24 protein-coding genes, 1 pseudogene and 1 riboswitch are annotated in these 25584 nt (G+C 69.2%); of the genes and pseudogenes, 5 read left to right on the top strand and 20 right to left on the bottom strand.

Annotated elements, in window-relative coordinates:
* Window positions 1-1824 (bottom strand): transglycosylase domain-containing protein, encoded by a 1824-nt coding sequence (locus tag EIZ45_RS20680; RefSeq protein ID WP_134665485.1) that lies wholly within the window; start codon window positions 1822-1824, stop codon window positions 1-3.
* Between the two features lie 52 nt (window positions 1825-1876).
* On the bottom strand, window positions 1877-2599 hold the full coding sequence (locus tag EIZ45_RS20675; RefSeq protein WP_037810150.1) for a FadR/GntR family transcriptional regulator: 723 nt from the start codon (window positions 2597-2599) through the stop codon (window positions 1877-1879).
* Between the two features lie 72 nt (window positions 2600-2671).
* On the opposite strand from EIZ45_RS20675, the gene EIZ45_RS20670 reads away from it, so the two are divergent.
* Together EIZ45_RS20670 and EIZ45_RS20665 are read left to right on the top strand one after the other, a co-directional pair.
* On the top strand, window positions 2672-3256 hold the full coding sequence (locus EIZ45_RS20670; protein WP_134665487.1) for a helix-turn-helix domain-containing protein: 585 nt from the start codon (window positions 2672-2674) through the stop codon (window positions 3254-3256).
* Window positions 3256-3456 carry a hypothetical protein gene (locus tag EIZ45_RS20665; protein WP_134665489.1) on the top strand — a complete coding sequence of 67 codons (201 nt, stop codon included), beginning with the start codon at window positions 3256-3258 and terminating at the stop codon, window positions 3454-3456. Before EIZ45_RS20670 ends, EIZ45_RS20665 begins: the two co-directional genes overlap by 1 nt.
* A 31-nt stretch (window positions 3457-3487) precedes the next feature.
* On the opposite strand, the gene EIZ45_RS20660 is transcribed toward EIZ45_RS20665, so the two are convergent.
* The 10 genes and pseudogenes from EIZ45_RS20660 to EIZ45_RS20615 all read right to left on the bottom strand — a co-directional run bounded on the left by EIZ45_RS20660 (window position 3488) and on the right by EIZ45_RS20615 (window position 16116).
* Complete coding sequence (locus tag EIZ45_RS20660) at window positions 3488-4861, bottom strand: L-serine ammonia-lyase (RefSeq protein WP_037810147.1); 1374 nt, start codon at window positions 4859-4861, stop codon at window positions 3488-3490.
* Window positions 4862-4877: 16 nt separating this feature from the next.
* Window positions 4878-5931 (bottom strand): annotated as a pseudogene (gene lipA / locus EIZ45_RS20655) (lipoyl synthase).
* A complete protein-coding gene (gene glyA, locus EIZ45_RS20650) occupies window positions 5928-7205 on the bottom strand; it encodes a serine hydroxymethyltransferase (protein WP_043835362.1) in 1278 nt (425 codons plus the stop codon). The pseudogene lipA and the gene glyA overlap by 4 nt, the downstream one beginning before the upstream one ends.
* Window positions 7205-7582, bottom strand: a complete 378-nt coding sequence (gene gcvH, locus EIZ45_RS20645) for a glycine cleavage system protein GcvH (RefSeq protein WP_037811636.1) — start codon at window positions 7580-7582, stop codon at window positions 7205-7207. The genes glyA and gcvH overlap by 1 nt, the downstream gene beginning before the upstream one ends.
* A gap of 15 nt (window positions 7583-7597) precedes the next feature.
* On the bottom strand, window positions 7598-8686 hold the full coding sequence (gene gcvT, locus EIZ45_RS20640) for a glycine cleavage system aminomethyltransferase GcvT (protein ID WP_043835364.1): 1089 nt from the start codon (window positions 8684-8686) through the stop codon (window positions 7598-7600).
* A gap of 35 nt (window positions 8687-8721) precedes the next feature.
* A complete protein-coding gene (gene gcvP, locus EIZ45_RS20635) occupies window positions 8722-11553 on the bottom strand; it encodes an aminomethyl-transferring glycine dehydrogenase (RefSeq protein WP_134665666.1) in 2832 nt (943 codons plus the stop codon).
* Between the two features lie 43 nt (window positions 11554-11596).
* Window positions 11597-11696, bottom strand: a riboswitch (glycine riboswitch).
* Window positions 11697-11928: 232 nt separating this feature from the next.
* The gene (locus tag EIZ45_RS20630; protein WP_037811639.1) at window positions 11929-12696 is read right to left on the bottom strand and encodes a 3-oxoacyl-ACP reductase; all 768 of its coding nucleotides are present in this window, start codon (window positions 12694-12696) and stop codon (window positions 11929-11931) included.
* The gene (locus EIZ45_RS20625; protein WP_134736062.1) at window positions 12697-14061 is read right to left on the bottom strand and encodes an aldehyde dehydrogenase; all 1365 of its coding nucleotides are present in this window, start codon (window positions 14059-14061) and stop codon (window positions 12697-12699) included.
* Window positions 14058-14771: a gamma-glutamyl-gamma-aminobutyrate hydrolase family protein gene (locus tag EIZ45_RS20620; RefSeq protein WP_037811641.1), complete on the bottom strand. Its 714-nt coding sequence runs from the start codon at window positions 14769-14771 to the stop codon at window positions 14058-14060. Before EIZ45_RS20620 ends, EIZ45_RS20625 begins: the two co-directional genes overlap by 4 nt.
* Window positions 14752-16116 (bottom strand): glutamine synthetase family protein, encoded by a 1365-nt coding sequence (locus tag EIZ45_RS20615; protein WP_199817560.1) that lies wholly within the window; start codon window positions 16114-16116, stop codon window positions 14752-14754. Before EIZ45_RS20615 ends, EIZ45_RS20620 begins: the two co-directional genes overlap by 20 nt.
* Window positions 16117-16354: 238 nt before the next feature.
* Between EIZ45_RS20615 and EIZ45_RS20610 the strand changes: the two genes are divergently transcribed.
* A complete protein-coding gene (locus EIZ45_RS20610; RefSeq protein WP_134665493.1) occupies window positions 16355-16876 on the top strand; it encodes a general stress protein in 522 nt (173 codons plus the stop codon).
* Window positions 16877-17017: 141 nt separating this feature from the next.
* Here EIZ45_RS20610 and EIZ45_RS20605 read toward each other — a convergent pair whose 3' ends face one another.
* Together EIZ45_RS20605 and EIZ45_RS20600 are read right to left on the bottom strand one after the other, a co-directional pair.
* Window positions 17018-18238, bottom strand: a complete 1221-nt coding sequence (locus EIZ45_RS20605) for a hypothetical protein (RefSeq protein WP_037811645.1) — start codon at window positions 18236-18238, stop codon at window positions 17018-17020.
* Between the two features lie 45 nt (window positions 18239-18283).
* The gene (locus EIZ45_RS20600; RefSeq protein WP_134665495.1) at window positions 18284-18607 is read right to left on the bottom strand and encodes a PadR family transcriptional regulator; all 324 of its coding nucleotides are present in this window, start codon (window positions 18605-18607) and stop codon (window positions 18284-18286) included.
* Between the two features lie 160 nt (window positions 18608-18767).
* Here EIZ45_RS20600 and EIZ45_RS20595 point away from each other — a divergent pair, with 160 nt between their 5' ends.
* Complete coding sequence (locus EIZ45_RS20595) at window positions 18768-19349, top strand: TetR/AcrR family transcriptional regulator (protein ID WP_037811648.1); 582 nt, start codon at window positions 18768-18770, stop codon at window positions 19347-19349.
* Window positions 19350-19486: 137 nt separating this feature from the next.
* Complete coding sequence (locus tag EIZ45_RS20590; protein WP_134665497.1) at window positions 19487-20968, top strand: nitrilase-related carbon-nitrogen hydrolase; 1482 nt, start codon at window positions 19487-19489, stop codon at window positions 20966-20968.
* A gap of 166 nt (window positions 20969-21134) precedes the next feature.
* Here EIZ45_RS20590 and mutM read toward each other — a convergent pair whose 3' ends face one another.
* The 6 genes from mutM to EIZ45_RS20560 all read right to left on the bottom strand — a co-directional run bounded on the left by mutM (window position 21135) and on the right by EIZ45_RS20560 (window position 25453).
* Window positions 21135-21995 carry a bifunctional DNA-formamidopyrimidine glycosylase/DNA-(apurinic or apyrimidinic site) lyase gene (gene mutM, locus EIZ45_RS20585; protein ID WP_037811650.1) on the bottom strand — a complete coding sequence of 287 codons (861 nt, stop codon included), beginning with the start codon at window positions 21993-21995 and terminating at the stop codon, window positions 21135-21137.
* An 81-nt stretch (window positions 21996-22076) separates the two neighbouring features.
* Window positions 22077-22817 carry a ribonuclease III gene (gene rnc, locus EIZ45_RS20580; RefSeq protein WP_182892148.1) on the bottom strand — a complete coding sequence of 247 codons (741 nt, stop codon included), beginning with the start codon at window positions 22815-22817 and terminating at the stop codon, window positions 22077-22079.
* 14 nt (window positions 22818-22831) lie between these two features.
* A complete protein-coding gene (gene rpmF, locus EIZ45_RS20575) occupies window positions 22832-23014 on the bottom strand; it encodes a 50S ribosomal protein L32 (RefSeq protein ID WP_009074209.1) in 183 nt (60 codons plus the stop codon).
* A 74-nt stretch (window positions 23015-23088) separates the two neighbouring features.
* Window positions 23089-23706, bottom strand: coding sequence for a DUF177 domain-containing protein (locus EIZ45_RS20570; RefSeq protein ID WP_037811654.1), 618 nt, complete (start codon window positions 23704-23706; stop codon window positions 23089-23091).
* A gap of 147 nt (window positions 23707-23853) precedes the next feature.
* Window positions 23854-24579: a DivIVA domain-containing protein gene (locus EIZ45_RS20565; protein WP_037812104.1), complete on the bottom strand. Its 726-nt coding sequence runs from the start codon at window positions 24577-24579 to the stop codon at window positions 23854-23856.
* Window positions 24580-24733: 154 nt separating this feature from the next.
* Window positions 24734-25453: a ribonuclease domain-containing protein gene (locus EIZ45_RS20560; protein ID WP_037811656.1), complete on the bottom strand. Its 720-nt coding sequence runs from the start codon at window positions 25451-25453 to the stop codon at window positions 24734-24736.
* Window positions 25454-25584: the final 131 nt, after the last annotated feature.

Raw genomic sequence — 25584 nt, 5'->3', positions numbered from 1 at the left:
TCAGCGGCGGGACATGAACGACCGCCACACGTCCGCCGGTACCGACGAACCCGTCACCTTCTTGCCCGTCGCGTCGAGCAGCTTGCGGTTGTCATCGGTGCCGAGCCACACCGCCGTCGCCAGCTGCGGCGTGTAGCCGACCGCCCAGGCGTCCTGGTTGTCCCGCGAATTGCCGCGCTCGAACTCGCCCGTGCGCAGAGCCGCCGCGCGACCGTCCGGCAACGTCGTCTGCAGAACGGACGTCAAGTCCTGCGCGACCCGCTCCGGAACGGCGGAGACCGGTTGGTTTTCGTGCTGCCACACGACTTTCCCGGACTGATCGAGCACCTTGTCCACCAGGTGCACCGGCGCGTGCATCCCGTTGGCGGCGTAGGTCGCGTACGCCCCGGCGACGTCGAGCGGCCGCATCGGGTACCGGCCGACGACGATGCCCGAGCCGATCGTGGCACCGTCCTGTTCGCGCATGGTCGGCGTGCCGTCCACTTCGTCCGGGATTCCGGCTGACCGGGCCGCCTCGCTCACCTCGTCGACGCCGATCTTCTTCGAGACCGTGATGAACGGCGTGTCCGCTCCGGACGTCAACGCGGTGCGCAAGGTGCACGGCTGCGGGCACTTCGGCGGATAGTCGAACTTCTCGCCGAGGTACTGGATCTCCCGGGGAGCAGCCACTTTCTCGTCCAGCGACATCCCGTTCTTCAAGCCGGCCGCCGCGGTGAACGGGTAGAACGCGGAGCCGAGCGGATGCCCGGTTGCCGCATAATCTCGGACGCCCTGGTTGCCGCCGTCGTACGCCCGCACCGCGCCGCTGGCCGGATCGACTGCCACCAGCGCGCCGCGGAACTCCGTTGGTTCGCCCTTCAACCGGTCGCTCAGCGCGGCGTGCGCGGCGGTCTGCAACCCTGGGTCCAGGGTGGTCTGGACGGTCAGATTCCCTTGCTGCAACCGGGAAAGCGAGAACCCGGCGGTCTCCAGTTCAGTGAGCACTCGCTGTTTGAGGTGGTATTGGTCGTAATTCAGGCTCACCCGGGTCTCGGCAGGCGGCTTGATCTCCGCGCCGGGATAAGCCATGCCGTCGGAGTTCTTGAGATAACCCCGTTCGACCAGCTTGTCGCGCACGTACCGCCAGCGTTTCGCCGCGTGTTCGTCGCCGGACACCGCCGGATCGTGCACCGACGGCGACTGGATCATCCCGGCCAGGAACGCGGCTTCGCTCCAGGTGATGCTGTTGTCCAGCGGGCGGCCGAAGAACGCGTTCATCGCCGCCGCCGGGCCGAAAGTGTTGCGGCCGAAGGAGATGATGTTGACGTAGCTCTCGAAGATCTGTTCCTTGCTCTGTTCCTGGGTGATCTTCGTGGCCAGCACGAGTTCCTGCATTTTCCGCGACAGCGTCGAATCCTCGTCGCCGGTCGACTTCTTGATGTACTGCTGGGTGATCCCGGACCCGCCGCCGACGCCGGTCAGGAACGCGCGGCCGATCCCGGTCGGGTCGAAGCCGGAGTTGGCCCAGAAGGTCGGGTCTTCAGTGGCGACGATGGCGTCGCGCAGCTTCTGCGGGATCTGGTCGAACGGCACGAACCGCCGGTCGCCTTCCGGGGGCACGACGCGCAGCAGCTCGCTGCCGTCGGCGTACTTCAGCGTGACGGTTTTGCCGAGCGAGGCGAGGACGTCCTGCGGACTGCGGACATCCAGCAGCAGGTAGGCGATCCAGAACGCGATCAGCGGCACGCCGACCGCGAAGCCGGTCAGGTAGTAGGCACCCTTGCGGATGCGGCGCCACGTGCTACGGGCAACAGCGGATTGCTCACTCTCCGGGGCTGGCTCCACGAATGGAGGACGGCTGAACTAGTGACAAGGTTCTGTCGACCCGGTGAATTGATCACGAGAGGAACGCGCGAAGCAAGGACGCGGTGCCCTCGATGTGCTCGGCCATCGCCTGCCGCGCGGCGACCGGATCGCCGGCCAGGATCGCGTCGACGATCGCCTCGTGCTGCGCGTTCGAATGCTCCAGATTGGGCTCGAGCAGCGGAATCCGGTCGAGCAGCTGGTTGACCCGGGTTCGCGCGTCGGCGACCGTGCTGGTGAGCGACGCGGACGCGGTGACCTCGGCGATCGCCAGGTGCAGCCGCGAATCCTTGCGCCGGTAATCGGCGAGACTGGCTGCCGAAGCTTCCGCGAGCGTGCCGGTGAGATGCTGCCGGTCGGCCGGGCTCAACGTGCGCGCCGCGGCTGCCTCCGCCGCACCGGTTTCCAGGACATGCCGCAGGCACAACGCGTCTTCCAGCCCGGCCGCGTCCACCTCGCCGACCGCGCGTTCGGCAGGTTCCGGCAGCTTCTCGTTCACGAACGTGCCGCCGTACCGCCCGCGCCGCGACTCGACGTACCCGGCGTCGGCCAGCGCGCGAATCGCCTCCCGCAGCGTCACCCGGCTCACGCCGAGCCGTTCCGCCAGCTCGCGCTCGGAGGGCAACCGGTCCCCCGCGCCGACGACCCCGAGCCGGATCGCCTGCAACAGCCGCTCGACGGTCTCCTCGAAGGCGTTCCCGGCACGCACCGGCCGGAACAGGGCCGCGTTCGCGCTCACCACCGAGGTCGACTCCACCTGTCCGATTCTATGCTGCCTAATTGCAGAGAAGTCTTTGCAAAGAGTTCTCTGCGGTTCTATGGTGGACGCATGCCTTCGGAACACCACGACCGGCAGATCGACGCCCGCGCCCTGCGCGCGCTCGCCCATCCGCTGCGGATGGAACTGCTGGACCTGCTGACGATGGACGGCCCGGCCACCGCGACCGGCCTCGCCAAACGCGTCGGCGAGAGTTCCGGCACCACGTCCTGGCATCTGCGCCAGCTCGCGGACGCCGGACTGGTGGTCGAGGATCCCGAACGCGGTTCGAAGCGCGAACGGTGGTGGAAGGCGGCGCAGCAGGGCACCTCGCTCAAGACGAGCGAGTTCCTGGAGGATCCCGACCTCGCGGGCACAGTCACCGCGTTCCTGCACCACGTCGTCAACCAGCGCTATCGCGAGACGCTGCGGTTCGTCGCCGACATGCCCCGCTGGAGCAAGACCTGGCAGAGCAACGCGACGTTGAGCGACACCGGACTCCAGCTCACCCCGGAGGAAACCGGGCGGCTGAGCAAGCAGATCCAAGAACTGATCGAGAGCTACCGCCGGGAAAGCCGTCCCGGCGACACCACTGTGTTCGCCCAGTGGTCGGTGTTTCCCTACGCGCCCAGACCGGAAGCAGAGGACCAAGACTGATGAACCCAGACCTGCTGGCCTTCGTCACCCAATATCAGGACGGACTGCGCGCCGACGCGGACCAGCGCCGTCTCGCCCGGCACAAACCGCCGTCCACGCCGAAGGATTCTCCCCGGCAACGGCTCGGCTGGTGGCTGATGACCGTGGGCCTTCGCCTCGCCACCCCGAAAAGCCGTGAAGGACTCCTCGAAGGAATCTGATTCCCGCAAGGAGCCCTTCACGGAACGAAAATCAGCACTCGATGACGTTCACGGCCAACCCGCCGCGTGCGGTCTCCTTGTACTTCACCGACATGTCCGCGCCGGTCTCGCGCATGGTCTTGATCGCCTTGTCCAGCGTCACCACGTGGCTTCCGTCGCCGCGCATCGCCATGCGCGCGGCGTGGATCGCCTTGGACGCACCGACTGCGTTGCGTTCGATGCACGGGATCTGCACCAGCCCGCCCACCGGGTCGCACGTCAATCCGAGGTGATGCTCCACCCCGATTTCCGCCGCGTTCTCGACCTGGGCGGGCGACCCGCCGAGCACCTCGGTCAACCCGGCAGCTGCCATCGCCGAGGCCGAGCCGACCTCGCCCTGGCAGCCGACCTCGGCGCCCGAGATCGAGCCGGTCTGCTTGAGGATCGAGCCGATCGCGCCCGCGGTGAGCAGGAAGGTGACGATGCCGTCGTCCGAAGACCCGCGCACAAACCGTTGGTAATAATGCAAAACCGCCGGGATGATCCCGGCCGCGCCGTTGGTCGGAGCGGTGACGACGCGTCCGCCCGCGGCGTTTTCCTCGTTGACCGCGAGGGCGTACAGGCTGACCCAGTCCATCGCGTACAACGGATCGTCCGCGCCGTCTTCGGCGAGCAGCTTGTCGTGCAACGACTTGGCCCGCCGAGGAACCTTCAGACCGCCCGGCAGCACGCCCTCGTGCGTGTACCCGTTGCGCACGCACTCGGCCATCACCTGCCAGATCTGCAGCAGCCCAGCCCGGATTTCCTCGCGGCTGCGCCAGGAAAGCTCGTTCTGCAGCATGATCTCGCTGACCGGAAGCCCGGTGTCCGAGCAATGCTTCAGCAGGTCCGCCCCGGTGCGGAACGGGTACGGGACCGGCGTGGAGTCCTCCACGAACACCGTGTCGGTCTCGTACGACTCGTCCCGCACGAAACCGCCGCCGACCGAGTAGTACGTGCGTTCCCGCACCAGCGAACCGTCGGCGGCGAACGCCCGGAACACCATCCCGTTGGGATGCGCGGGCAGCGACTTCCGCCGGTGCATCGTCAGGTCGGTGTCCTCGACGAACGCGACCTCGTGCGTCCCGCCGACAGCCAGCCGGCCGGACTCCCGGATCGCCGCCACCTTGGCGGGCACCGTGTCGGTGTCGATTTCCTCCGGACGCTCCCCGGAAAGCCCGAGCAGCACCGCCTTGTCGCTGCCGTGCCCGAATCCGGTCGCGCCGAGGGAGCCGAACAATTCGGCCTGCACTCGCGCGACCGTCTCGAGCACGCCGTCCTCGACCAGACCGTCCACAAAGGTCTTGGCCGCGCGCATCGGGCCGACCGTGTGCGAACTCGACGGCCCGATGCCGATCGAAAACAGGTCGAAGACGCTGATCGCCATTGATCCGCCCCTTCTCTTAGTTCCTCGCCAGCACGCTGCTGGCTTCTTGCGCCGCCGGTCCTTCGGCGGTCAGGTGGGCGAGGTTCTCCGGCAGTTCCTCGCCGCGGTGCGCCTTGGTCTGGGCGTAGAGCCGTCCGGCGCGGTACGACGACCGCACCAGCGGTCCCGCCATCACGCCCGGGAACCCGATGGCCTCAGCGGTCTTCGCGTGCTCGACGAATTCCTCCGGCTTGACCCAGCGGTCGACCGGGTGGTGCCGCGGGGAAGGCCGCAGGTACTGGGTGATCGTGATGATCTCGCAGCCCGCGTCGAAGAGGTCCTGCAACGCGACGCTGACCTCGTCCGGGGTCTCCCCCATGCCGAGGATCAGGTTCGACTTCGTCACCAAACCAGCCGCACGAGCCTGCGTGATCACATCCAACGACCGCGCATAACGGAAACCGGGANCGAGCCTGCGTGATCACATCCAACGACCGCGCATAACGGAAACCGGGACGGATCCGCTTGAAGATCCGCGGCACCGTCTCCACGTTGTGCGCCAAAACCTCCGGCCGCGACCCAAACACCTCAGCCAACTGATCCGGCTCCGCATTGAAGTCCGGGATCAACAACTCCACACCGGTACCGGGGTTCAACGCGTGGATCTGACGCACCGTCTCCGCGTACAGCCAGGCCCCGCCGTCCTCGAGATCGTCACGAGCCACGCCGGTGATCGTCGAGTACCGCAGCCCCATGGCCTGCACCGACTCCGCGACCTTCCGCGGCTCCGTCCGGTCCAGCGCAGCGGGCTTGCCCGTGTCGATCTGACAGAAGTCACAGCGCCGGGTGCACTGGTCCCCGCCGATCAGGAACGTGGCCTCGCGGTCCTCCCAGCATTCGTAAATGTTGGGACAACCCGCCTCTTCGCACACCGTGTGGAGGCCTTCGCGGCGCACGAGCCCCTTGAGTTCGGTGAACTCCGGACCCATCCGCACCCGCGTCTTGATCCACGACGGCTTCTTCTCGATCGGCGTCGCGCTGTTGCGCACCTCAAGCCGCAACAACTTCCGCCCTTCGGGCTGCGCGCTCATCGGCTCAGGTCCGCGTACAGCGGGTGCTTCTTCGCCAGCAGCTCGACCCGGGTGCGCAGCGCCTGCTGCGCGGCCTCGTCGAAGTCCGGCTTGAGCGTCTCGGCGATGATGTCGGCGACCTCGGTGAAGTCGTCGGCGCCGAAACCGCGGGTGGCCAGCGCCGGGGTGCCGATCCGCAGGCCCGAGGTGACCATCGGCGGACGCGGGTCGAACGGCACCGCGTTGCGGTTGACGGTGATCCCGACCGAGTGCAGCCGGTCCTCCGCCTCCTGGCCGTTGAGCTGGGAGTTCACCAGGTCGACGAGGACCAGGTGCACGTCGGTGCCGCCGGTGAGGACGCGGACGCCCGCCTCGGCGCAGTCGGTGCGCGACAGCCGGTCGGCGAGGATCTTCGCGCCTTCCAGGGTGCGCTCCTGGCGCTCGCGGAACCCGTCGGTCGCGGCGATCTTCAGCGCCACGGCCTTGGCCGCGATCACGTGCTCCAGCGGACCGCCCTGCTGACCGGGGAACACCGCCGAGTTGATCTTCTTCGCCAAGTCCTGGCGGGAGAGGATCAGGCCGCCGCGCGGACCGCCGAGGGTCTTGTGCGTGGTGGTCGTGACGATGTCCGCGTGCGGCACCGGCGACGGGTGCAGCCCGGCGGCCACGAGGCCGGCGAAGTGCGCCATGTCGACCATCAGCTTGGCGTCGACCAGGTCGGCGATCCGGCGGAACTCGGCGAAGTCGAGCTGGCGCGGGTAGGCCGACCAGCCGGCGACGATCAGCTTCGGCTTGTGCTCGACCGCCAGCCGCTCGATCTCGGCGACGTCGACGATCCCGGTCTCCTTGTCGACGTGGTAGGCGACCACGTTGTACAGCTTGCCGGAGAAGTTGATCTTCATCCCGTGCGTCAGGTGGCCGCCGTGCGCGAGGTCGAGGCCGAGGATCGTGTCGCCCGGCTTCAGCACCGCGAACATCGCCGCCGCGTTGGCCTGCGCGCCCGAGTGCGGCTGCACGTTCGCGTGCTCCGCGCCGAACAGCGCCTTGGCCCGGTCGATCGCGAGCTGCTCGACGACGTCGACGTGCTCGCAGCCGCCGTAGTAGCGGCGGCCCGGGTAGCCCTCGGCGTACTTGTTCGTCAGCACCGAGCCCTGCGCCTCGAGCACGCCGACCGGCGCGAAGTTCTCCGAGGCGATCATCTCGAGCGTCGACTGCTGGCGGTCCAGCTCCGCGGCCACCGCGGCGGCGACCTCGGGGTCCACCTCGGACAGGGGGGCGTCGAACGGGGCGGTCATCAGTTCTCCTGGGTCAGCTCGGCGTACGCGGACGCGTCGAGCAGCTCCGGGACGTCGCCCGAGAGCCGCACCTGCAGCAGCCATCCTTCGGTGTAGGGGTCGGAGTTGATGACCTCGGGGGTGTCCGATGTGGCCTCGTTCACCGCCACCACCTCGCCGCTGACCGGCGAGTACAGCTCGCTGACCGACTTGGTCGACTCGACCTCGCCGAACACCTCGCCCGCGGTGACGGTGTCGCCGACGCCGGGCAGCTGCACGAACACGATGTCGCCGAGCGAGCCTGCCGCGAACGCGGTGATGCCCACCGTCGCGACGCCGTCGTTGACCGACAGCCACTCGTGTTCCTTGGTGTAGGACAGGTTCTGGGGGATGCTCATGGTTCGGCAGGCCTCTCAGGCTCGGGAGTAGAAGGGCAGGGCGACGACCTCGACCGGCTCGACGCGGCCCCGGATGTCGACGGACAGCGCGGTGCCGGGCTCGGCGTGCTCCCGGTCTACATACGCCATGGCGATCGGGTAGCCCAGCGTCGGCGACAGCGCGCCGCTGGTGATCTCCCCGATAGTGGCATCCCCGGACAGCACGGCGTACCCGTGCCGCGGGGCGCGGCGGCCGGTGCCGCGCAGGCCGACCCGCACGCGCGGGACGTCGGCCTTCTTCAGCTCCTCCAGGGCCGCACGGCCCACGAAGTCGCCCGGCTTCTCGAACTTCACGACCCGGCCGAGACCGGCGGCGAAAGGGTTCAGCTCGCGGCTGAGTTCGTTGCCGTACAACGGCATCCCGGCTTCCAGCCGCAGCGTGTCGCGGCAGGCGAGCCCGCACGGGACCAGGCCGTGCTCCTGCCCCGCCTCGGTCAGCAGCTGCCACAGCGCCGGAGCCTGCGCCGCGGGCACGAACAGCTCGAAGCCGTCCTCGCCGGTGTAGCCGGTGCGGGCCAGCAACACGTCGATGCCCTTCACGACGGCGGGCACGCTCGCGTAGTACTTCAGCGACGCGAGGTCGGCGTCGGTCACCGCGGCGAGGACGTCGACCGCCTTCGGGCCCTGTACCGCGATCAGCGCGGTGTCCGCGGACCGGTTCTCCACCACCGCGTCGAACCCGGCGACCCGCTCGGCCAGCGCGTCCGCGACCACGGCGGCGTTGCCCGCGTTGGCCACGACCAGGTACTCCTCGTCGGCGAGCCGGTAGACGACCAGGTCGTCCAGCACGCCGCCGTCGGCGTCGCAGATCATCGTGTAGCGGGCGCGGCCCGGCTTCACGCCGGTCAGGTTGCCGACCAGCGCGTAGTCGAGCACGTCGGCCGCCTGCGCGCCGCGGACGTGGATCTCGGCCATGTGCGACAGGTCGAACAGCCCGGCCGCCTCGCGCACGGCCTTGTGCTCGGCCAGCTCGCTGGCGTAGCGCACCGGCATCGACCAGCCGGCGAAATCGGTGAACAGCGCACCGAGATCCTTATGGACCTGGTGCAGGGGGGTTTCCGTCACAGGAAGCCTTTCGTTGTCGCGAGCGGAGGTCGCGCTCACGCGTCGTACGCGTCGAGGGGCGGGCAGGAGCAGACGAGGTTGCGGTCGCCGCGCGCGCCGTCGATCCGCCGCACCGGCGGCCAGTACTTGGTCTTGCGCGCCACGCCGACCGGGTACACCGCCAGCTCGCGGTCGTAGTCCGCGGTCCACTCGCCGGCGATCGAGGACGCGGTGTGCGGCGCGCCGCGCAGCGGGCTCGTCTCGGCGGTCCAGCGGCCGGCCGCGACCTCGTCGATCTCGTGCCGGATGGCGATCATCGCCTCGCAGAACCGGTCGATCTCGGCCAGGTCCTCGCTCTCGGTGGGCTCGACCATGAGCGTGCCCGCGACCGGGAAGGACATGGTCGGCGCGTGGAAGCCGTAGTCGATGAGCCGCTTCGCGACGTCGTCCACGGTCACGCCGGTTTCCTTGGTGATGCCGCGCAGGTCGAGGATGCACTCGTGCGCGACCAGGCCGTCCTGCCCGGTGTAGAGCACCGGGTAGTGCGGCGCGAGCCGGGCGGCGATGTAGTTCGCCGCGAGCACCGCGACCTTGGTGGCCTCGGTGAGCCCGGGCGCGCCCATCATCCGCACGTACGCCCAGGAGATCGGCAGGATCGACGCCGAACCGTAGGGCGCGCCGCTGATCGGGCCGACACCGGTGTCCGGTCCGGCCTGCGCGAGCAGCGGGTGGTTCGGCAGGTACGGGGCGAGGTGCTCGCGCGCCGCGACCGGGCCGACGCCGGGACCGCCGCCGCCGTGCGGGATGCAGAACGTCTTGTGCAGGTTCAGGTGCGAGACATCGCCGCCGAACTCGCCCGGCTTCGCCAGGCCCAGCAGGGCGTTGAGGTTCGCGCCGTCGACGTACACCTGGCCGCCGCCGTCGTGCACGATCTTGGCGAGCCGCTCGATGCCGTGCTCGTAGACGCCGTGCGTGGACGGGTAGGTGACCATGATCGCGGCGAGGTCGGAACTGTGCTGGTCCACCTTGGACTGCAGGTCTTCGAGGTCGACGTTGCCCTCGTCGGTGCACTTGACCACGACCACGCGCATCCCGGCGAGCACCGCGGACGCGGCGTTGGTGCCGTGCGCGGACGACGGGATCAGGCAGACGTCGCGCTCAGGCTGGCCGTTCGCCTGGTGGTAGGCGCGGATGGCCAGCAGCCCGGCGAGCTCGCCCTGGCTGCCCGCGTTCGGCTGCAGCGACACCTGGTCGTAGCCGGTGACCTCGGCGAGCCAGCCGGACAGCTGGCGGACCAGTTCGTGGTAGCCCTCGGCGTCCTCGGCGGGCGCGAACGGGTGGATGCCCGCGAACTCGCGCCAGCTGATCGGCTCCATTTCGGTGGTGGCGTTGAGCTTCATCGTGCAGGAGCCGAGCGGGATCATCCCGCGGTCGAGCGCGAAGTCCTGGTCGGCGAGGCGGCGCAGGTAACGCAGCATCGACGTCTCGGACCGGTGCGAGTTGAACACCTCGTGCGTCAGGTAGCCGCTTTCGCGAGCGAGACCGTTCGGGAGCGCCTGCGCGGCTTCCCACGCACTGTCGACACCGAAGGCGCGAAGCACCTTCGCGAGCGTGTCGGGACGCGTGACCTCGTCGCAGGCGATGCGCACGTGGTCAGCGTCGACGTGGCCGAGGTTGATCCCCGCCTCGCGCGCAGCCGCGTGCACTTCAGCGGCGCGACCAGGCACCTTCGCGACGACAGTGTCAAAGAAGGCCTCGTGCGCGACTTCGACGCCACCGGCGCGCAGCGCGTTCGCGAGACCGGCCGCGAGTTCGTGAACCCGCGTCGCGATCGCCTTCAGGCCCTCGGGACCGTGGTAGACCGCGTACATCGCCGCGAGCACCGCGGGCAGCACCTGCGCGGTACAGATGTTGGAGGTCGCCTTCTCGCGACGGATGTGCTGCTCGCGCGTCTGCAGCGCGAGGCGGTACGCGGTGTTGCCGTCCGCGTCCACGGACACGCCCACAAGCCGGCCGGGCAGCGAGCGCTCCAGGCCAGCGCGCACCGCCATGTACCCGGCGTGCGGACCGCCGTAGCCCAGCGGCACGCCGAAGCGCTGCGTGGAACCGACGGCAACGTCCGCGCCGAACTCGCCGGGCGCGGCGATCAAGGTGAGCGCGAGCAGGTCGGCAGCGACCGTGTACAGCGCGCCCGCGGCCTTCGCCGCTTCGGAAACCGCGTGGTAGAAACCGCGCCCGCGCAGCACGCCGGACGCGCCCGGGTACTGCACGATGACGCCGAAGAACTCCTCGGGCAGCCCGGTGAGCAGGTCGCGCACCTGCACGTCGATGCCGAGGCCGGCGGCACGCGTCCGCACGACCTCGATGGTCTGCGGAAGGCATTCGGCGTCGAGAACGACCACATTGGACTTCGACTTCGACGCGCGGCGCATCAGCGTCATCGCCTCGGCGGCCGCGGTGGACTCGTCGAGCATCGAGGCATTGGCGATCGCCAGCCCGGTCAGGTCGGACACCGCGGTCTGGAAGTTCAGCAGCGCTTCGAGCCTGCCCTGCGAGATCTCCGGCTGGTACGGCGTGTACGCGGTGTACCAGGCCGGGTTCTCCAGCACGTTGCGGCGGATCACGCCCGGGGTGACGGTGTCGGAGTAGCCGAGGCCGATCATCTGCGTCATCGGCCGGTTGCGCGCGGCGAGCGCACGCAGCTCGGCGGTGGCCTCTTCCTCGGACGCGGGCGCGGGAAGCGCCAGGTCACCGGCCGTGCGGATGGCGAACGGCACCGCCGCTTCCACGAGGGCGTCCAGGCTTCCGTAACCGCATTCGGCGAGCATCTTCGCCCGCTCGGCCTCGCCGGGACCGATATGGCGGGTGTCGAAGGGGGTGGAGGTGATGGGAGCTCCTCGGGACGGGCACCGGGCGCGGCGGTGCACTGGGAACTCCCCCTCTGTCATGGGCACCTGAGAGTTTCACCGCGCTCGGCGCGGCTTTCACCTTGGGTGAGGCGCGGGTGCGCCTGCTTTCCAGAGTGGCCTCGCCAAAAGCGGTAGCGGTTACCTGAGAGATTCCGGGGAGTTTGCTCCTTCGGTGTCCCACTGATCGCATGGGACTCTCCCGCTCCGGCTCGAACGGCCCTGTGTTCAGTTGTGGGTGCGGCCACTCTACCTGCCGCTTCGCGCACCAGTCTACCGCTCCCGGCCTACGCCACAAACGTCCGTGAAGGACCCCTTGAGGGAATCAGATTCCGGCAAGGAGCCCTTCACGGACCGTCACAGCGGGGTCACGTAAGCGCCCGAGATGCCGCCGTCGACGAGGAACTGCGCGGCGGTGATGAAGCTGGCGTCGTCGCTCGCCAGGAAGGCCACCGCGGCGGCGATCTCCTCCGGCTCGGCGAAGCGGCCGACCGGGACGTGCACCAGACGGCGAGCCGCGCGCTCCGGGTCCTTCGCGAACAGTTCCTTCAGCAGCGGAGTGTTGACCGGCCCCGGGCACAGCGCGTTGACCCGGATGTTCTCGCGCGCGAACTGCACGCCCAGCTCGCGCGTCATGGCGAGCACGCCGCCTTTCGAAGCGGTGTAGGAAATCTGCGACGTCGCGGCTCCCATCACGGCCACGAACGACGCGGTGTTCACGATCGAACCACGGCCCTGGCGCTGCATGTGCGGCAACACCGCCTTGCAGCACAGGTACACCGAGGTCAGGTTGACCCGCTGCACCTTCTCCCAGGCTTCGATGCCGGTGGTGAGGATCGAGTCGTCCTCCGGCGGCGAGATGCCCGCGTTGTTGAACGCGACGTCGACCGCGCCGAACTCGTCGACGGTCGTCTGGAAAAGGGCTTCGACCTGGTCCGCGTCGGTGACGTCGACCTGGACGAAGGCCCCGCCCACCGCGTCGGCGGCCGCCTTGCCCTGCTCCGGCGCGACGTCGCCGATCACGACCTTCGCGCCCTCGCTCGCCAACCGCTTGGCGGTGGCGAGGCCGATGCCGCTCGCGCCGCCGGTGATCACCGCGACGCGGCCGTCAAAACGCTGCACCATCTATTCCTCCGTGCTCAAGAAAACGTTCTTCGTCTCGGTGAAAGCGGCCGCGGCGTCCGGGCCCAGTTCGCGGCCGAGACCGGACTGCTTGAAGCCGCCGAAGGGCGTCCAGTACCGGACCGAGGAGTGCGAATTCACCGACAGGTTCCCGGATTCGACGCCGCGCGCGACCCGGAAGGCGCGGCCGACGTCGCGGGTCCAGATCGAACCGGACAGGCCGTATTCGGTGTCGTTCGCCATCCGCACCGCCTCGGCTTCGTCGCGGAAGCGGACCACCGCGACGACCGGGCCGAAGATCTCGTCGCGGGCCAGCGGATCGTCCAGTCCCGGCGGGAGCACGACGGTCGGCGCGAACCAGTAGCCAGGCCCGGACGGCGCGCTGCCGCGGAAGGCGACCGGCGTCCGCTCGGTGACGTAGGAGGAGACTTTGGCGTGGTGGTCCGCGGAAATCAGCGGGCCCATCTCGGTCGCCTCGTCGCCCGGATCGCCGACGACCACGCCCTGCACCGCGGGTTCCAGCAGTTCGAGGAACCGGTCGTAAACGGTGTCCTGCACCAGGATCAGCGACCGCGCGCAGCAGTCCTGCCCGGCGTTGTCGAACACCCCGTACGGCGCGGTCGCCGCGGCCTTCTCCAGATCCGCGTCGGCGAACACGATGTTGGCGTTCTTGCCGCCGAGCTCAAGCGTCACCCGTTTCACCTGCGCCGCGCAGCCGGCCATCACCTGCTTGCCGACCTCGGTGGAGCCGGTGAACACGACCTTGCGCACCGCCGGATGCGTGACAAACCGTTGTCCGACAACGGATCCCTTGCCCGGCAGCACCTGGAAGACATCCTCGGGGATACCCGCCTCGCGAGCGAGTTCAGCCAGCCGCAACGCGGTGAGCGGGGTCAGCTCGGCCGGTTTGAGCACGACCGTGTTGCCCGCCGCGAGCGCCGGCGCGAAACCCCAGCCCGCGATCGGCATCGGGAAGTTCCACGGCACGATCACGCCGACCACGCCCAGCGGCTCGTGGAAGGTCACGTTGACGCCGCCGTCGACCGGGATCTGCTTGCCCAGCAAGCGTTCCGGCGCTCCGGAAGAGTATTCGAGCAGGTCGCGCACGTTGCCCGCTTCCCAGCGGGCGTTGCCGATGGTGTGCCCGGAGTTCTCGACCTCCAGCCGGGCCAGGTTCTCGACGTCGGCGTCGACCGCGTCGGCGAACCGGCGCAGCAGCCGCGCCCGATCGCCGGGGGCGACCGCCCGCCAGGCCGGGAACGCGGCGTGCGCGCGAGCGATCGCGGCGTCGGTCTCCGCCTCGGTGGTCAGATCGACCTGGCGCACCACTTCCGCGGTCGCCGGGTTGCGCACCTCGAACGTCGTCATTTCCCCTCCTGCGCGGCGTTGACCAGCGCGGCGAACAGCCGGACGTCGTCGCCGTCCTGCTCCGGATGCCACTGCACGCCGAGCACGAACTCCCCCGGCATCTCCGCGGCCTCGATCGTCCCGTCCGCCGCGTGGCCGGACGCGACCAAGCCGGAGCCGAGCCGGTCGATCGCCTGATGGTGGTAGCACTGGACTTTCGTTTCCCGGCCGAGGATCGCGGCCGCCCGCGTGCCGTCGACCAGGTTGACCGTGCTGGTGCCGAACGTCGCCGGAGCGGGCTGATGCGTTGCGTCGCCGAGGGTTTCCGGCAGGTGCTGCGAGAGCGTGCCGCCGAGCGCGACGCTCATGACTTGCAGCCCGCGGCACACGCCGAGCACCGGCTTCCCGGCCGCACGCGCCGCCGCGAACAGGCCGAACTCGAACGCGTCGCGCTCCGGGCGGATGTACGTCGCGGGGTGCGGCTCCTGGTCGTAACGGCTGGGTTCGACGTCTGCGCCGCCGGTGAGGACAAGACCGTCGATGCGTCCGACGAGCGCGTCGTAGGCCGTGCTTACCGGCGGCAGCAGCACCGGAATTCCGCCCGCCTTGACCACGCAGTCCGCGTACACCCGGTGCAACAGCGTCGCTTCGGTGTCCCAGGCCAGGAACTTCGCCTGTTCCGAATACGTGCTGAGCCCGATGACGGGCGGGTCAGAGTCGTTCGAAACCACGGATGCGCTCCCAATCGGTCACAGCTCGCTCGTACGCTTCGCGCTCGATCCGCGCGGCGTTGAGGTAATGGTCGACTACATCGCCACCGAAGGCATCTCGCGCGATACGGCTGCCTTCGAGGGCTTCAGCCGCTTCAGCGAGCGTGACGGGCACGGTCGGTTTGTCAGAGGCGTACGCGTTGCCGACGAACTCAGGTTCCAACGGCAGTTCGTTCTCGATGCCGTGCAGCCCTGCAGCGACCATCGCGGCGACAGCGAGGTACGGGTTCACGTCTCCGCCGGGTACGCGGTTCTCGACACGCAACCCGTCACCGTGTCCGACAACGCGCAACGCGCACGTACGGTTGTCCGTGCCCCACGCGATCGCTGTCGGCGCGAAGCTGCCAGGGACGTAACGCTTGTAGGAGTTGATGTTCGGGGCGAAGAAGTACGTCAGCTCGCGCAACGCCTCCAGCTGTCCGGCGAGGAAGTGCTGCATCAGCTTCGAGAAGCCGTGGTCACCGTCGCCGGGAAGCACCGCTTCGCCGGACTTGCTGCGAAGGCTCAGGTGGATGTGACAGGAGTTGCCCTCGCGCTCGTTGTACTTCGCCATGAACGTGAGGCTCTTGCCCTCCTGCGCGGCGATCTCCTTCGCACCGTTCTTGTAGATGCCGTGGTTGTCGCAGGTCGCGAGCGCTTCGGCGTAGCGGAAGGCGATCTCGTGCTGACCCGGGTTGCACTCGCCCTTCGCCGACTCCGGATACAGGCCTGCGCCCGCCATCTCGTTGCGGATCCGGCGCAGCAGCGGCTCGATGCGCGCGGTGCCGAGCATGGAGTAGTCGACGTTGTACTGATTGGACGGTTTGAGGTCGTGGTAGCGCTTGTCCCACGCGGACTCGTAGGAGTCGTCGAACACGATGAACTCGAGTTCGGTCCCCGCGTATGCCTTCAGATCGTGCTCGGCGAGCCGGTCGAGCTGACGGCGCAGCACCTGGCGCGGGGAAACGGAAACCGGGCCGCCCTGCACGCGCTCGACGTCCGCGAGCACCAGCGCGGTGCCCTCCTGCCACGGGATCTCCCGCAGCGTCGCGAAATCCGGCCGGAGCACGAAGTCGCCGTAACCGCTCTGCCAGGACGAGATGTCGTAGCCGTCGACGGTGTTCATGTCGACGTCCACCGCGAGCAGGTAGTTGCACGCCTCGGTCGCGTGGCCGGCTACCTCTTCGAGAAAGTACTCCGCCGAACAGCGCTTGCCCTGGAGCCGCCCCTGCATGTCGGTGAGCGCGACGAGCACCGTGTCGATCGTGCCCGCCGTCACCCGTTCGCGGAGTTCTTCGAGCGTGAGCATTCCTCGCCTGGCCGCCATCGCATCGCCCCAAAGGTTCGGATCAGGTCCTTTGCGGCTTCTTCCTACCGGGCCGTCGGGCCTCGGTCAATCCACTGAAAGGTATTTTCTCATACCTTTAAACGCGCGCTCGCCCGGCCTCCCCCGCACGGCGCCTGCTATGTCCGGGTTGCCCGGCTGAGAAGATACTGTGAATCGGGTGCGTCCGGGACCAAATCCGCCGCCTCGTGCGTTGGACCGGGCAAGAGAGGTGAGAGGGATGACTGAAGCATTCACGCAGACCACGTTCAGCCAGCAGCAGGCGCGGCCGCAGCTCCCGACGCTGCCCACCGGGTGGCCGATCGGGTCGTACCAGTCCTACGAACAGGCCCAGCAGGCCGTCGACCACCTCGCGCACGCTGATTTCCCGGTCACCGACGTCACGATCGTCGGGGTCCAGCCGATGCTGGTGGAGCGCATCGCGGGCAAGATGAGCTGGAGCCGGATGCTCAGCAGCGCGGCCATGTCCGGCGCGGTGTTCGGCCTGTTCCTGGGCCTGGTGCTGAGCATGCTCAACCCGGCCGCCGGACTGCTGTCGATCGTGCTCGGCCTCGCCGCGGGTGTCGTGTTCAACGTGGCCTTCGGCGCACTGGGCTACGCGGCGAACCGCAACAAGCGCGGGTTCATCTCGCAAAGCCAGCTGGTCGCCCAGCGCTACGACGTGCTGTCGCAGCCGCGCAACGCCGAGAAGGGCCGCCAGCTGCTGGCGGACCTGGCCGCGCGCTCCGCGTTCAACCACTGAGTTCCGGCGACTCGCCTCCCGGGCGCCCGGGCCGTTCGCGGCCTGGGCACCCGGTTTCGCGTTCCGGGGCTTTTCCGGGAGGCGGGGTCTCGTGAGTGCCGATGCCGGTTCTGACCGGAATCAACGCTCACGAGGGCGCGCTTACCGCGTCGGCGGAGCGGCCTTCGTCGGAGCGGTCGGCGGAACCGGCGTGGGGGCCTTCGGGATCACCGCCGCGAACGGCACCCCCGCGTCCTCCCGGCAGTATCCGCGATAACCGTTGTAGCCGTTGACGTTCCCGTGGTCGTCCTGCACTCCCTCGACGACCTTCGGGCGCGGGAACTGGTTGTCCTGGCCGGTCATCTGGCTCGTGCCGGTGTCCTTCTCGCAGCCGTAGCGCGTGATGGTGAGCGGGCGGCCCCGGTCGTCGTACAGGTAGACGTTCTCGAGCGGTTTGCCGTTCGCGTCGAAGACGTACAGGTTGGTCAGTTCGTGCTGGCCGTAGCGCAGCGAGTCGTTGCCGTGGGAGTCCTGGTACATCGACGAGGTGTAGATCGGGGTGGAGTTCGACGAGTACGAGCGGTCGCGGACGAGGTTGACCGCCGCGCCGAGGCCGCCGAACGCGCTGCCCACCACGAACGCCGACACCGGAACCGCGATCCACAGCATCCGTCCGTCGGCCTTGGTGCGCGGGCCCGCCCACATCACCAGGCCCGCGCCGACCAGCAGCACCGGCAGCAGCAGGATCGCATGCAGGTTCCGGACCATCAGCAGCAGCCCGAACGCCAGCAGCGCGAACCCGCAGACCACCCACCACGCCGGCTTCAGCGAGTTGAGATACGTGAGCGCGCGGTCGGCCGACCGGTCCTCCCGCATCGACTTCACCATCGCCTTGGCGCGGACCACCTCCGGCAGCTCCCGCATCGCGTCGACGCCGCGGAGCAGCAGGAACGCCACGCTCACCGCGAAGACGGGGGCGAGCACGAGCATCCCGATCAGCACCTCGGCGTCGAAACGCACCGCGGCGGAGAACGCCACAAGCGCCGTCCCCGCCGCACTGAACAGCAAGCCCCACAGGGCAAGCCGCGGTCCGACCCGGCCCGGCTTCGCCGCCGGGAGCACCTCGGTCGCCGCTTCCGGAGCCGCCGGGGCGGGCGGGTAGCCGCCGGACGCCCGCAACTCGGCCGCGTAGCTCTCCGGGGTGCCGAGCCGCGCGACGAGGTCCTCGACCTTCGCCGCCGCCCCGAGTTCCGTCTCCATCTCGGCCAGCTGCGGCCGGACGTCCTCGAGCAGTTCCTCGATCTCGTTCGCGGGCAGATCCGCGAGCGCGGTGCGCACCCTCGACAGGTACGCCCGCGCGGCCGTCGGCTTGTCCGTGCTCATTGCTGCCTCTCCCCGATTCGTGCCGCGTTCCGCCTGTCCGCGCGGTCAGGCCCGCTCTTTCACCAAACTGTCCATAGTGGACGCGAAGCTGCGCCACGTGCGCGCCGATTCGGCGAGCCGCGCCCGGCCCCGCTCGTTCAAGCTGTAGTACTTGCGGTGCGGGCCTTCTTCGCTCGGAACCACATAGGACGTCAGCAACCCCGCCTTGTACAGCCGCCGCAGCGTGCCGTACACCGATGCGTCCCCGACCTCGCCCAGGCCGGCGACCCGAAGTCTTCGCAGCACGTCGTAGCCGTACCCGTCGTCGTCGCGCAGCACCGCGAGGACCGCCAGGTCCAGCACTCCCTTGAGCAGCTGACTGATCTCCACGGCGTTCCTTCCCCGGTGTTACGCGAGAGAAGGTACCACGCATAGCGCAGTAGTGTGCGCGGCGAGCGGCCATCCGGCGGTATCGCTGCCCATCCGGCCAGGTCAGCGGGAGACAAACGGTCAGGTATACAGCGTAGACATCCTGGTCTACAGTGTAGACATGGTCGAGATCCCGACAGCCGAACGGCTCGCGTCGGCGGCGCGCGAGATCATCGCCGCCGAGGGCGCGGCGGCGGTCAGCATGCGCCGGGTCGCCGAAGCCGCCGGAGTCACCGCGATGGCGATCTACCGGCATTACGAGAACCGAGAGGTCCTGCTGCGCGCGGTCGCCGACGCCACCGGCCGCGAACTGGGCGCGGCGTGGAAAGACCCGGCCCCGGACGGCGACTGGTTCGACCGCTTCGACGCGCTGCTGGCCCGGTTCCTGGATTTCGCACTCGGCCAACCGCACCTGTACCGCTTCCTGATGACCGACGACGGCGCCCAAGCCCGGCTGTACCCGGACGGTTTCCGCGAGCCCGGATCGCCGCCGTTCACCGCGCTGGTGCGCTTGATCGAAGAAGGCATGCGCGACGGCGTGCTGCGCGACGACGATCCGCTCGAAGCCGCGCTGACCGTGAGCACGCAGACGCAAGGCATGGTGCTGCACTACCTCGCCGGCCGGATGGGGGTGGCGGAACCCGAGTTCCGCGCACTGTGCCGACGTACTTCCCGGAGGATTTTCGATGGCCTCAGAACGTAATGCCCGCCGAGAGATCCGGGCCGCGCAACCTCGGCCAACGGAGCCTCCGGAGGGTCTCCGATGACCTCGAAACCTCACGCCCGCCGAGAGATCCAGGCCGCGCAACCTCGGCCAACGGAGCCCCCGAAGGGCCTCCGATGACCTCAAAACCTCACGCCCGCTGGCAAATCCCAGCCGCACTCCTGTCTTCGGCGGCGCTCTTCTACTTCGGCACCGGCCTCGCGCCGATCGCCGCGTTGACCTGGCTCGCGCCGTTTCCGGTGCTGCTGCTGGCAACCCGCGTCGGCGGCTGGACCGCCGCGGGCACCGCGTTCGGCGCGTTCCTGCTCGGCACCGCGAATATGTGGGCCTACCAAGCACATTCCGGCGACGAACCGCTGTGGCCGTTCGGCGCCGCCATCGATGTCGGGATGTCGCTGGTGTTCACGTTCGCGGTCTGGCTTTTCTGGGCCTTGGCGCGCCGCCGCCGGACGTTGCTGGCCAGCCTGGCCGCCCCCGCGGCGTGGACTGCCCTCCTGTACTTGATCGCGACCTTGAACCCGATGGGAATGATGGGTTCCCTCGCCAACGACCAAGGCGACGCGCCCCTCGTACTGCAAACCGCGTCGTGGGCCGGAATGTGGGGCGTCGAGTTTCTGGTGCTGTTGCCCGCCTGTGCGGTCGCCGCGATGTGCGCACCCGGCGCTTCCCGGCTGCGCACCGGTGTGGTCGCCGCAGTCATCGTGACGCTGTCCCTCGGCGGCGGTGCCCTACGACTTTCCGGCACGGGCGGCCCGACGGTGCGGATGGCCGCGATCACGCAAAACGCTGGCTACCACTGGGGTCCTGAACTCGGCACCGCTCGCGGCCGTGCCCTGGTGCAGGAGTACCTCGACCAAATCTCCGCCATGCCCGACGGCGTGCAGCTGGTTGTCCTGCCCGAAGCCGCTTTCAGCGCCAAAGAAGAATGGCCCGCCGCACTGGTCGAGCCGATGCGACGCGCGGCGAAGGCCCGTGGTGCGGCGATCGTGGTCGGCTTCGAGTACTACGACCGCCCCGGCAAGCACAACTACGACTACGCACTGGCCTTCCCCGCCGACGGCTCGGTGCCCGCTCGCTACCTAAAGCACCACGACCTGGTGAGCCCGCCCGGCCAGGACCTGGTGCTCGTCCCCGGCGCGAGGATCCCGACCGGCTTGGTGATCTGCGGCGACACGACGTTCCCCTCCCCCAGCCGCGACTACGCCGCCGCCGGTTCGCGGATCCTCGCCGTCCCCGCGGAACTGGCGGTCCCACCGGGCACCAACGACGAGGGCGGCTGGCAGCACACCCGCAACGCGCTGCTCCGAGGTGTCGAAAGCGGACAGTCGATAGCCCTCTCCGACGCGAACGGCAGCCTGATGCTGTCTTACGGCTACGGCCGCGTCCTGGGCGAAGCCCGCACCGGCGGCCCAGCCCCGTTCACGTCAGTCATCACCGACGTCCCGGCGGGTCCCGGCCAGACCTTCTACACCCGCTTCGGCGACTGGTTCGCTTGGCTCACGCTGGCGATGACCGCTGCTGGCTTAGTGTTCACCCGCCTCCGCGCTGCCAAGCGACCCGAGTCCGCCGCTGACACCGCGACGCGAACGGCAGCCTGACGCTGCCCGACAGCTACGCCCGCGTCCTCGACTAGGCCCGCACCGGCGGCCACCGACGTCCCCGCCGACCCCGGCCAGACACTCCACACCCGCTTCGGCGACCGGTTCGCATGGCTCGCACTGGCGACGACCGCCGCTGGCTTGGCCTTCTCTCGACTCCGGCCGACTAAGCGGCCCGAGCCCGCCGCTGACACCGCGGGCACGAGAACGACGACCGGTTCATGAACGGCTCCCTCCGGATCGGCGACCCGCACCGACGACACGGCATCCCTTCCTGGCCGTACGCGTCGAGCGAGCGCTCAAAATACCCAGACTGACCGTTCACATTCACATAAAGCGCGTCAAACGACGTCCCGCCCACGAGCAACGCAGCCGACATCACGTCACTGGCCGCCGACAACAGCGTTCGCCCTTGCGCGGCAGTGAGTTTCTCGGTCGGCCGGGACCAATGCAGCTTGGCCCGCCACAACGCCTCGTCCGCATAGATGTTGCCCACCCCGGACACCAACGTCTGGTCCAGCAGCGCACGCTTCACCTCGGTCCGCCGCGAGCGCAGTGCGCGCACCGCCGCCTCCGGATCGAACTTCGGGTCCATCGGGTCCCGGGCGATGTGCGCGATCGTGCCGGGCAGGCTGTCGCCGTCGACCTCGACCAGTTCGTCCAGCGCCAGCCCGCCGAACGTGCGCTGGTCGACGAACCGCAGTTCCGGTCCGTCGTCGGCGAACCGGACCCGGACGCGCAGGTGTTTCTCGTCCGGCGCGTCCTCGGGCTGCACCAGCATCTGGCCGCTCATGCCGAGATGCGCCAGCACCGCCTCGCCGTCGGACAGTTCCAGCCACAGGTATTTGCCGCGCCGCCGGGCGGCTTCGATCGTGACTCCGGCGAGCCGTCCGGTGAAGTCGGCGGCTCCCTGGGCGTGCCGCCGGATGGCGCGGTCGTGCAGCACCTCGACGGCCCGGACGGTACGGCCGGCGACGTGCGCTTCGAGACCGGCGCGGACGGTCTCGACCTCGGGTAGTTCGGGCATGCGCTCATTCTGCCCGGCGCCACCGACAAAAAACGGGGCCGGTCGACCTAGGTCGACCGGCCCCGGGAAGAGTGCGACGCGTCAGCTCGCGTCGTCGCCCGTGCCGAGTTCCTCCGACAGGGCCCGCCAGGCGGTCTCCGCGGCCTTCTGCTCGGCTTCCTTCTTCGTGGTGCCGTTGCCTTCGCCCAGCGCACGGCCCGCCACCAGCACGGTGGCGGTGAATTCCTTGCGGTGGTCGGGACCGCTGTCCTCGACGCGGTACTCGGGCACGCCGAGTCCCCCGGAGGCGGTCAGCTCCTGCAGGCTGGTCTTCCAGTCGAGGCCTGCCCCGCGCAGCGGAGCCTCGGCCAGCAACCCGTCGAAGAGGTGGTGCACGAGCTTGCGCGCGACCTCGATGCCGTGCGCGAGGTACGTGGCGCCGATGACGGCTTCGAGACCGTCGGCGAGGATGCTCGCCTTGTCCCGGCCGCCGGTGAGCTCTTCGCCCTTGCCCAGCAGCAGATGCGCCCCGAGCCCGCCCTCGCCGAGCCCGCGCGCGACGCCGGCCAGCGCGTGCATGTTGACGACGCTGGCGCGCAGCTTCGCGAGCTGGCCCTCGGGCAGGTCGGGGTGGGTGGTGTAGAGGTGGTCGGTGACGACGAGGCCGAGCACCGCGTCTCCGAGGAACTCCAGTCGTTCGTTCGGCGGCAGGCCGCCGTGCTCGTACGCGTACGAGCGGTGCGTGAGCGAAAGACGGAGCAGCTCGGGGTCGAGAACGACCCCGAGCGCCTCGAGCAACGATGCGGGATCGGCCGCGGGTCCTCCGACGGGCTTACCCCCCATGGTCGGCTGCCCGCTCAGGCGGGCTCGACGACCTGGCGGCCGTTGTGCTGGCCGCAAGCCGGGCAAGCGACGTGCTGGATTTTCGGCTGGCGGCAGGCGCGGTTGGAGCAGGGCACCAGCTGAACCGGAGCCGCCTTCCACTGGCTGCGGCGGGAGCGCGTGTTGGATCGCGACATCTTCCGCTTCGGGACGGCCACGAGTAGATCTCCTTCAAACGGTCTGCTCGCGGATGCGAGCGAACTTACTTCTCCCGGATCGAGCTGGACGCTCGTCAGGCTTGCTCTCCGGAGCCGTGCGCAGGCTTTTCGCCCGCGTTCTCGTCGAATCGCTCGACCAGCGCGGCCCACCGAGGATCTATCTTCTCATGCCCGTGTCCGGGCTCGAGATCGGCCCACTTGACGCCGCATTCGATGCACAGTCCCGGGCAGTCCTCGCGGCACAGCGGGGCGAGCGGAAGCGCCAGCACCACGGCGTCGCGGACGGTCGGCTCGAGGTCGATCCGGTCGTCGACCAGGCGGGGGATCTCGTCCTCGTCGGTGGTCTCCTCGGTGGCCGAGCCCGGGTAGGCGAACAGCTCGGTGAGGTCGACCTCGACGTCCTCGGTGACCGGGTCGAGGCAGCGCGAGCACTCGCCGGTGGCGACCGCCGAGGCGGTGCCGGTGACGAGGACGCCCTCGACGACGGATTCGAGCATCAGGTCGAGCTCGACCGGCTCGCCTTCGCGGATTTCGAGCACGCCGGGGACGCCGAGCGAGGTCGGCACGGGCGCGCTGCGGCGCAACTCCCGGCTGAGTCCCGCGCGGCGGCCGAGCTCACGGGTGTCGACCACCCACGGGCTGCGGTCGTCGAGCTGCGCGGGGCGGGGGTTCTGGGCAGGGTTTTCGGACATCGCCTACCAGCGTACGCAGCCCCCGCAACCTCGTTAGAGCTGGCCGGGGCTAGTGCGCGGCGAAGCCGGTTCCGACCGGCATCCGCACCTGCGAGGCTCACCCCGCCGGGCGCGCATTCAGCCGGTCGCGCCAAGCGCCGCCGCGGGTCAGACCTGGTAGTCGTACAGCGTCGAGCGACCGCCGCCATGGCCGGTCGAGGGCGAGCGCAGGTGGTTACGGCCCGAGTCGACGGTGCGCAGCGTGGTCGCCAGCAGCTCGGAGAACTCCGCCAGCTTGCCGTCCACGTACGCGTCGCAATCGGCGCGCTGGCGGTCGGCTTCGGCGTGCGCCTCGTCGACGATCCGCGCGGACTCGGCGTGCGCGGCCTGCACGACCTCGGTCTGCGAGACGAGCCGGGCCTGTTCGGCGCGGGCGTCCTCGATCGCGCGGTCGTAGGCGTCGCGGCCGGCCTGGATCATCCGCTCGGATTCGGCGCGGGACCGTTCGGTGAGGTTCTGGTACTCGGCCTGCCCGCCCGCGACCATGCGCTCGGCCTCGTTGTGCGCGTCGCCCAGCATCTGCTCGGCGCGGGCGCGCGCGTCGGCGAGGATGCGCTCGGCCTCGGACGTGGCGTCCGACACCGTCCGCTCGGCTTCCTCGTTCGCGCTCGAGACGGTCTCCCCCGCCTCCTTGCGCGCGGCAAGCAGCAGGTCGTCGCGCTTGTCGAGCACGTCCTGCGCGTCGTCCACTTCGCCGGGAAGCGCGTCGCGGACGTCGTCGAGCAGCTCGAGGACGTCGCCGCGGGGCACCACGCAGCTGGACGTCATGGGAACCCCACGGGCCTCTTCGACGATCGTGACGAGCTCGTCGAGTGCCTCGAAAACCCGGTACACGGCCACTCCCTCAAGCAGTTTCCCCGATCACTGGCTTCCAGTCTGCCCGCTTCGCAGCCTGAACCGGTGAACGAGCACCCGACCGGGCGTGTCCTGGTGCGCACGGGAAGGGGCGGCCTCACTCGTCGGTGAGACCGCCCCTCCCGAACCAGCGTCAGCTGTTGAGATCGATCTTCTTGAAGGTGGCGTAGTGGTCCGGCGTGTAGACGAGCTCGCCGCCCTTGCCGGAGATCACGCGGTCTTCCGAGCCGACGTCGTACAGCGTGTAGTAGCCGGCGTCGCACGCGGGCAGGACGCCCTCGCGGTTCTCGTAGGTCGTGCCGTCGTTGAGGGTGCCCTCGCGGACGCCGTCGACGACCTTCTTGGCGTCGGCGGACAGCGTCGAGTAGCCGACCGGGCTCAGCTTCGACAGGTCGCCGCACTTCGTCGGGGTGCTGCCGCCGTCGATGTCGATGACCTGGAAGGACTCGTAGTGGTCGCCGGTGTAGAAGTACTCGCCGCCCTGGCCGGTCACGATCCGGCGGGTGCCGCGGTTGCTCGAACCGGGCGTGGGCACGGTGTACTCGTGGTAGTAGCTCGACGCGCAGGAGGGCAGGATCCCCTCGCGGTTGGTGAAGACGACGCCGTCGTTCTTCGGGTACGGGAACGGCCCGTTCGTCTGGATGAGCTTGTAGGTGTCAGTCGCCTGCGCGGGCAGCGCCGACAGCTTGACGTGCGTGAAGCCGGACAGATCCCCGCAGGAGTTCTGCTTCGGCTGCACGGACGCCGGAGCCGCCGGGGACAGCGGGACGGCCTCCGCGGCCGTGCCGAACCCCAGGAAACCGACCAGCAGTGCGAAAAGGACACCGACTATGCGGCTGCGGTTGTTGGTCATTTTCGGACGGTAACCCGGACGGGTGGTCTGCAGAATGACGCGAGGTGAACAGCTTCGGGCCGCGGCCGAAGTCCCGACGAAGGCAGTAATCCGTTCAGGCTAAATCGGCCGCTGGACTGGCCTTCCGGCCG

The organism is Amycolatopsis sp. CFH S0740, from assembly GCF_004522315.1.
Classification (GTDB): domain Bacteria; phylum Actinomycetota; class Actinomycetes; order Mycobacteriales; family Pseudonocardiaceae; genus Amycolatopsis; species Amycolatopsis nivea.
This window is presented reverse-complemented; position numbering and strand designations above follow the sequence as displayed.

What these genes read in the sequence shown, in the direction of transcription:
- EIZ45_RS20630 (WP_037811639.1), bottom strand. Translation starts at nt 12,696, where the DNA reads ATGGTGCAGCGTTTTGACGGCCGCGTCGCGGTGATCACCGGCGGCGCG.
- EIZ45_RS20570 (WP_037811654.1), bottom strand. Translation starts at nt 23,706, where the DNA reads ATGTCCGAAAACCCTGCCCAGAACCCCCGCCCCGCGCAGCTCGACGAC.
- gcvH (WP_037811636.1), bottom strand. Translation starts at nt 7,582, where the DNA reads ATGAGCATCCCCCAGAACCTGTCCTACACCAAGGAACACGAGTGGCTG.
- EIZ45_RS20590 (WP_134665497.1), top strand. Translation starts at nt 19,487, where the DNA reads ATGACCTCAAAACCTCACGCCCGCTGGCAAATCCCAGCCGCACTCCTG.
- EIZ45_RS20605 (WP_037811645.1), bottom strand. Translation starts at nt 18,238, where the DNA reads ATGAGCACGGACAAGCCGACGGCCGCGCGGGCGTACCTGTCGAGGGTG.
- EIZ45_RS20665 (WP_134665489.1), top strand. Translation starts at nt 3,256, where the DNA reads ATGAACCCAGACCTGCTGGCCTTCGTCACCCAATATCAGGACGGACTG.
- rnc (WP_182892148.1), bottom strand. Translation starts at nt 22,817, where the DNA reads ATGGGGGGTAAGCCCGTCGGAGGACCCGCGGCCGATCCCGCATCGTTG.
- mutM (WP_037811650.1), bottom strand. Translation starts at nt 21,995, where the DNA reads ATGCCCGAACTACCCGAGGTCGAGACCGTCCGCGCCGGTCTCGAAGCG.
- EIZ45_RS20560 (WP_037811656.1), bottom strand. Translation starts at nt 25,453, where the DNA reads ATGACCAACAACCGCAGCCGCATAGTCGGTGTCCTTTTCGCACTGCTG.
- EIZ45_RS20625 (WP_134736062.1), bottom strand. Translation starts at nt 14,061, where the DNA reads ATGACGACGTTCGAGGTGCGCAACCCGGCGACCGCGGAAGTGGTGCGC.
- EIZ45_RS20595 (WP_037811648.1), top strand. Translation starts at nt 18,768, where the DNA reads ATGGTCGAGATCCCGACAGCCGAACGGCTCGCGTCGGCGGCGCGCGAG.
- EIZ45_RS20670 (WP_134665487.1), top strand. Translation starts at nt 2,672, where the DNA reads ATGCCTTCGGAACACCACGACCGGCAGATCGACGCCCGCGCCCTGCGC.
- EIZ45_RS20615 (WP_199817560.1), bottom strand. Translation starts at nt 16,116, where the DNA reads ATGGCGGCCAGGCGAGGAATGCTCACGCTCGAAGAACTCCGCGAACGG.
- glyA (WP_043835362.1), bottom strand. Translation starts at nt 7,205, where the DNA reads ATGACCGCCCCGTTCGACGCCCCCCTGTCCGAGGTGGACCCCGAGGTC.
- EIZ45_RS20660 (WP_037810147.1), bottom strand. Translation starts at nt 4,861, where the DNA reads ATGGCGATCAGCGTCTTCGACCTGTTTTCGATCGGCATCGGGCCGTCG.
- EIZ45_RS20610 (WP_134665493.1), top strand. Translation starts at nt 16,355, where the DNA reads ATGACTGAAGCATTCACGCAGACCACGTTCAGCCAGCAGCAGGCGCGG.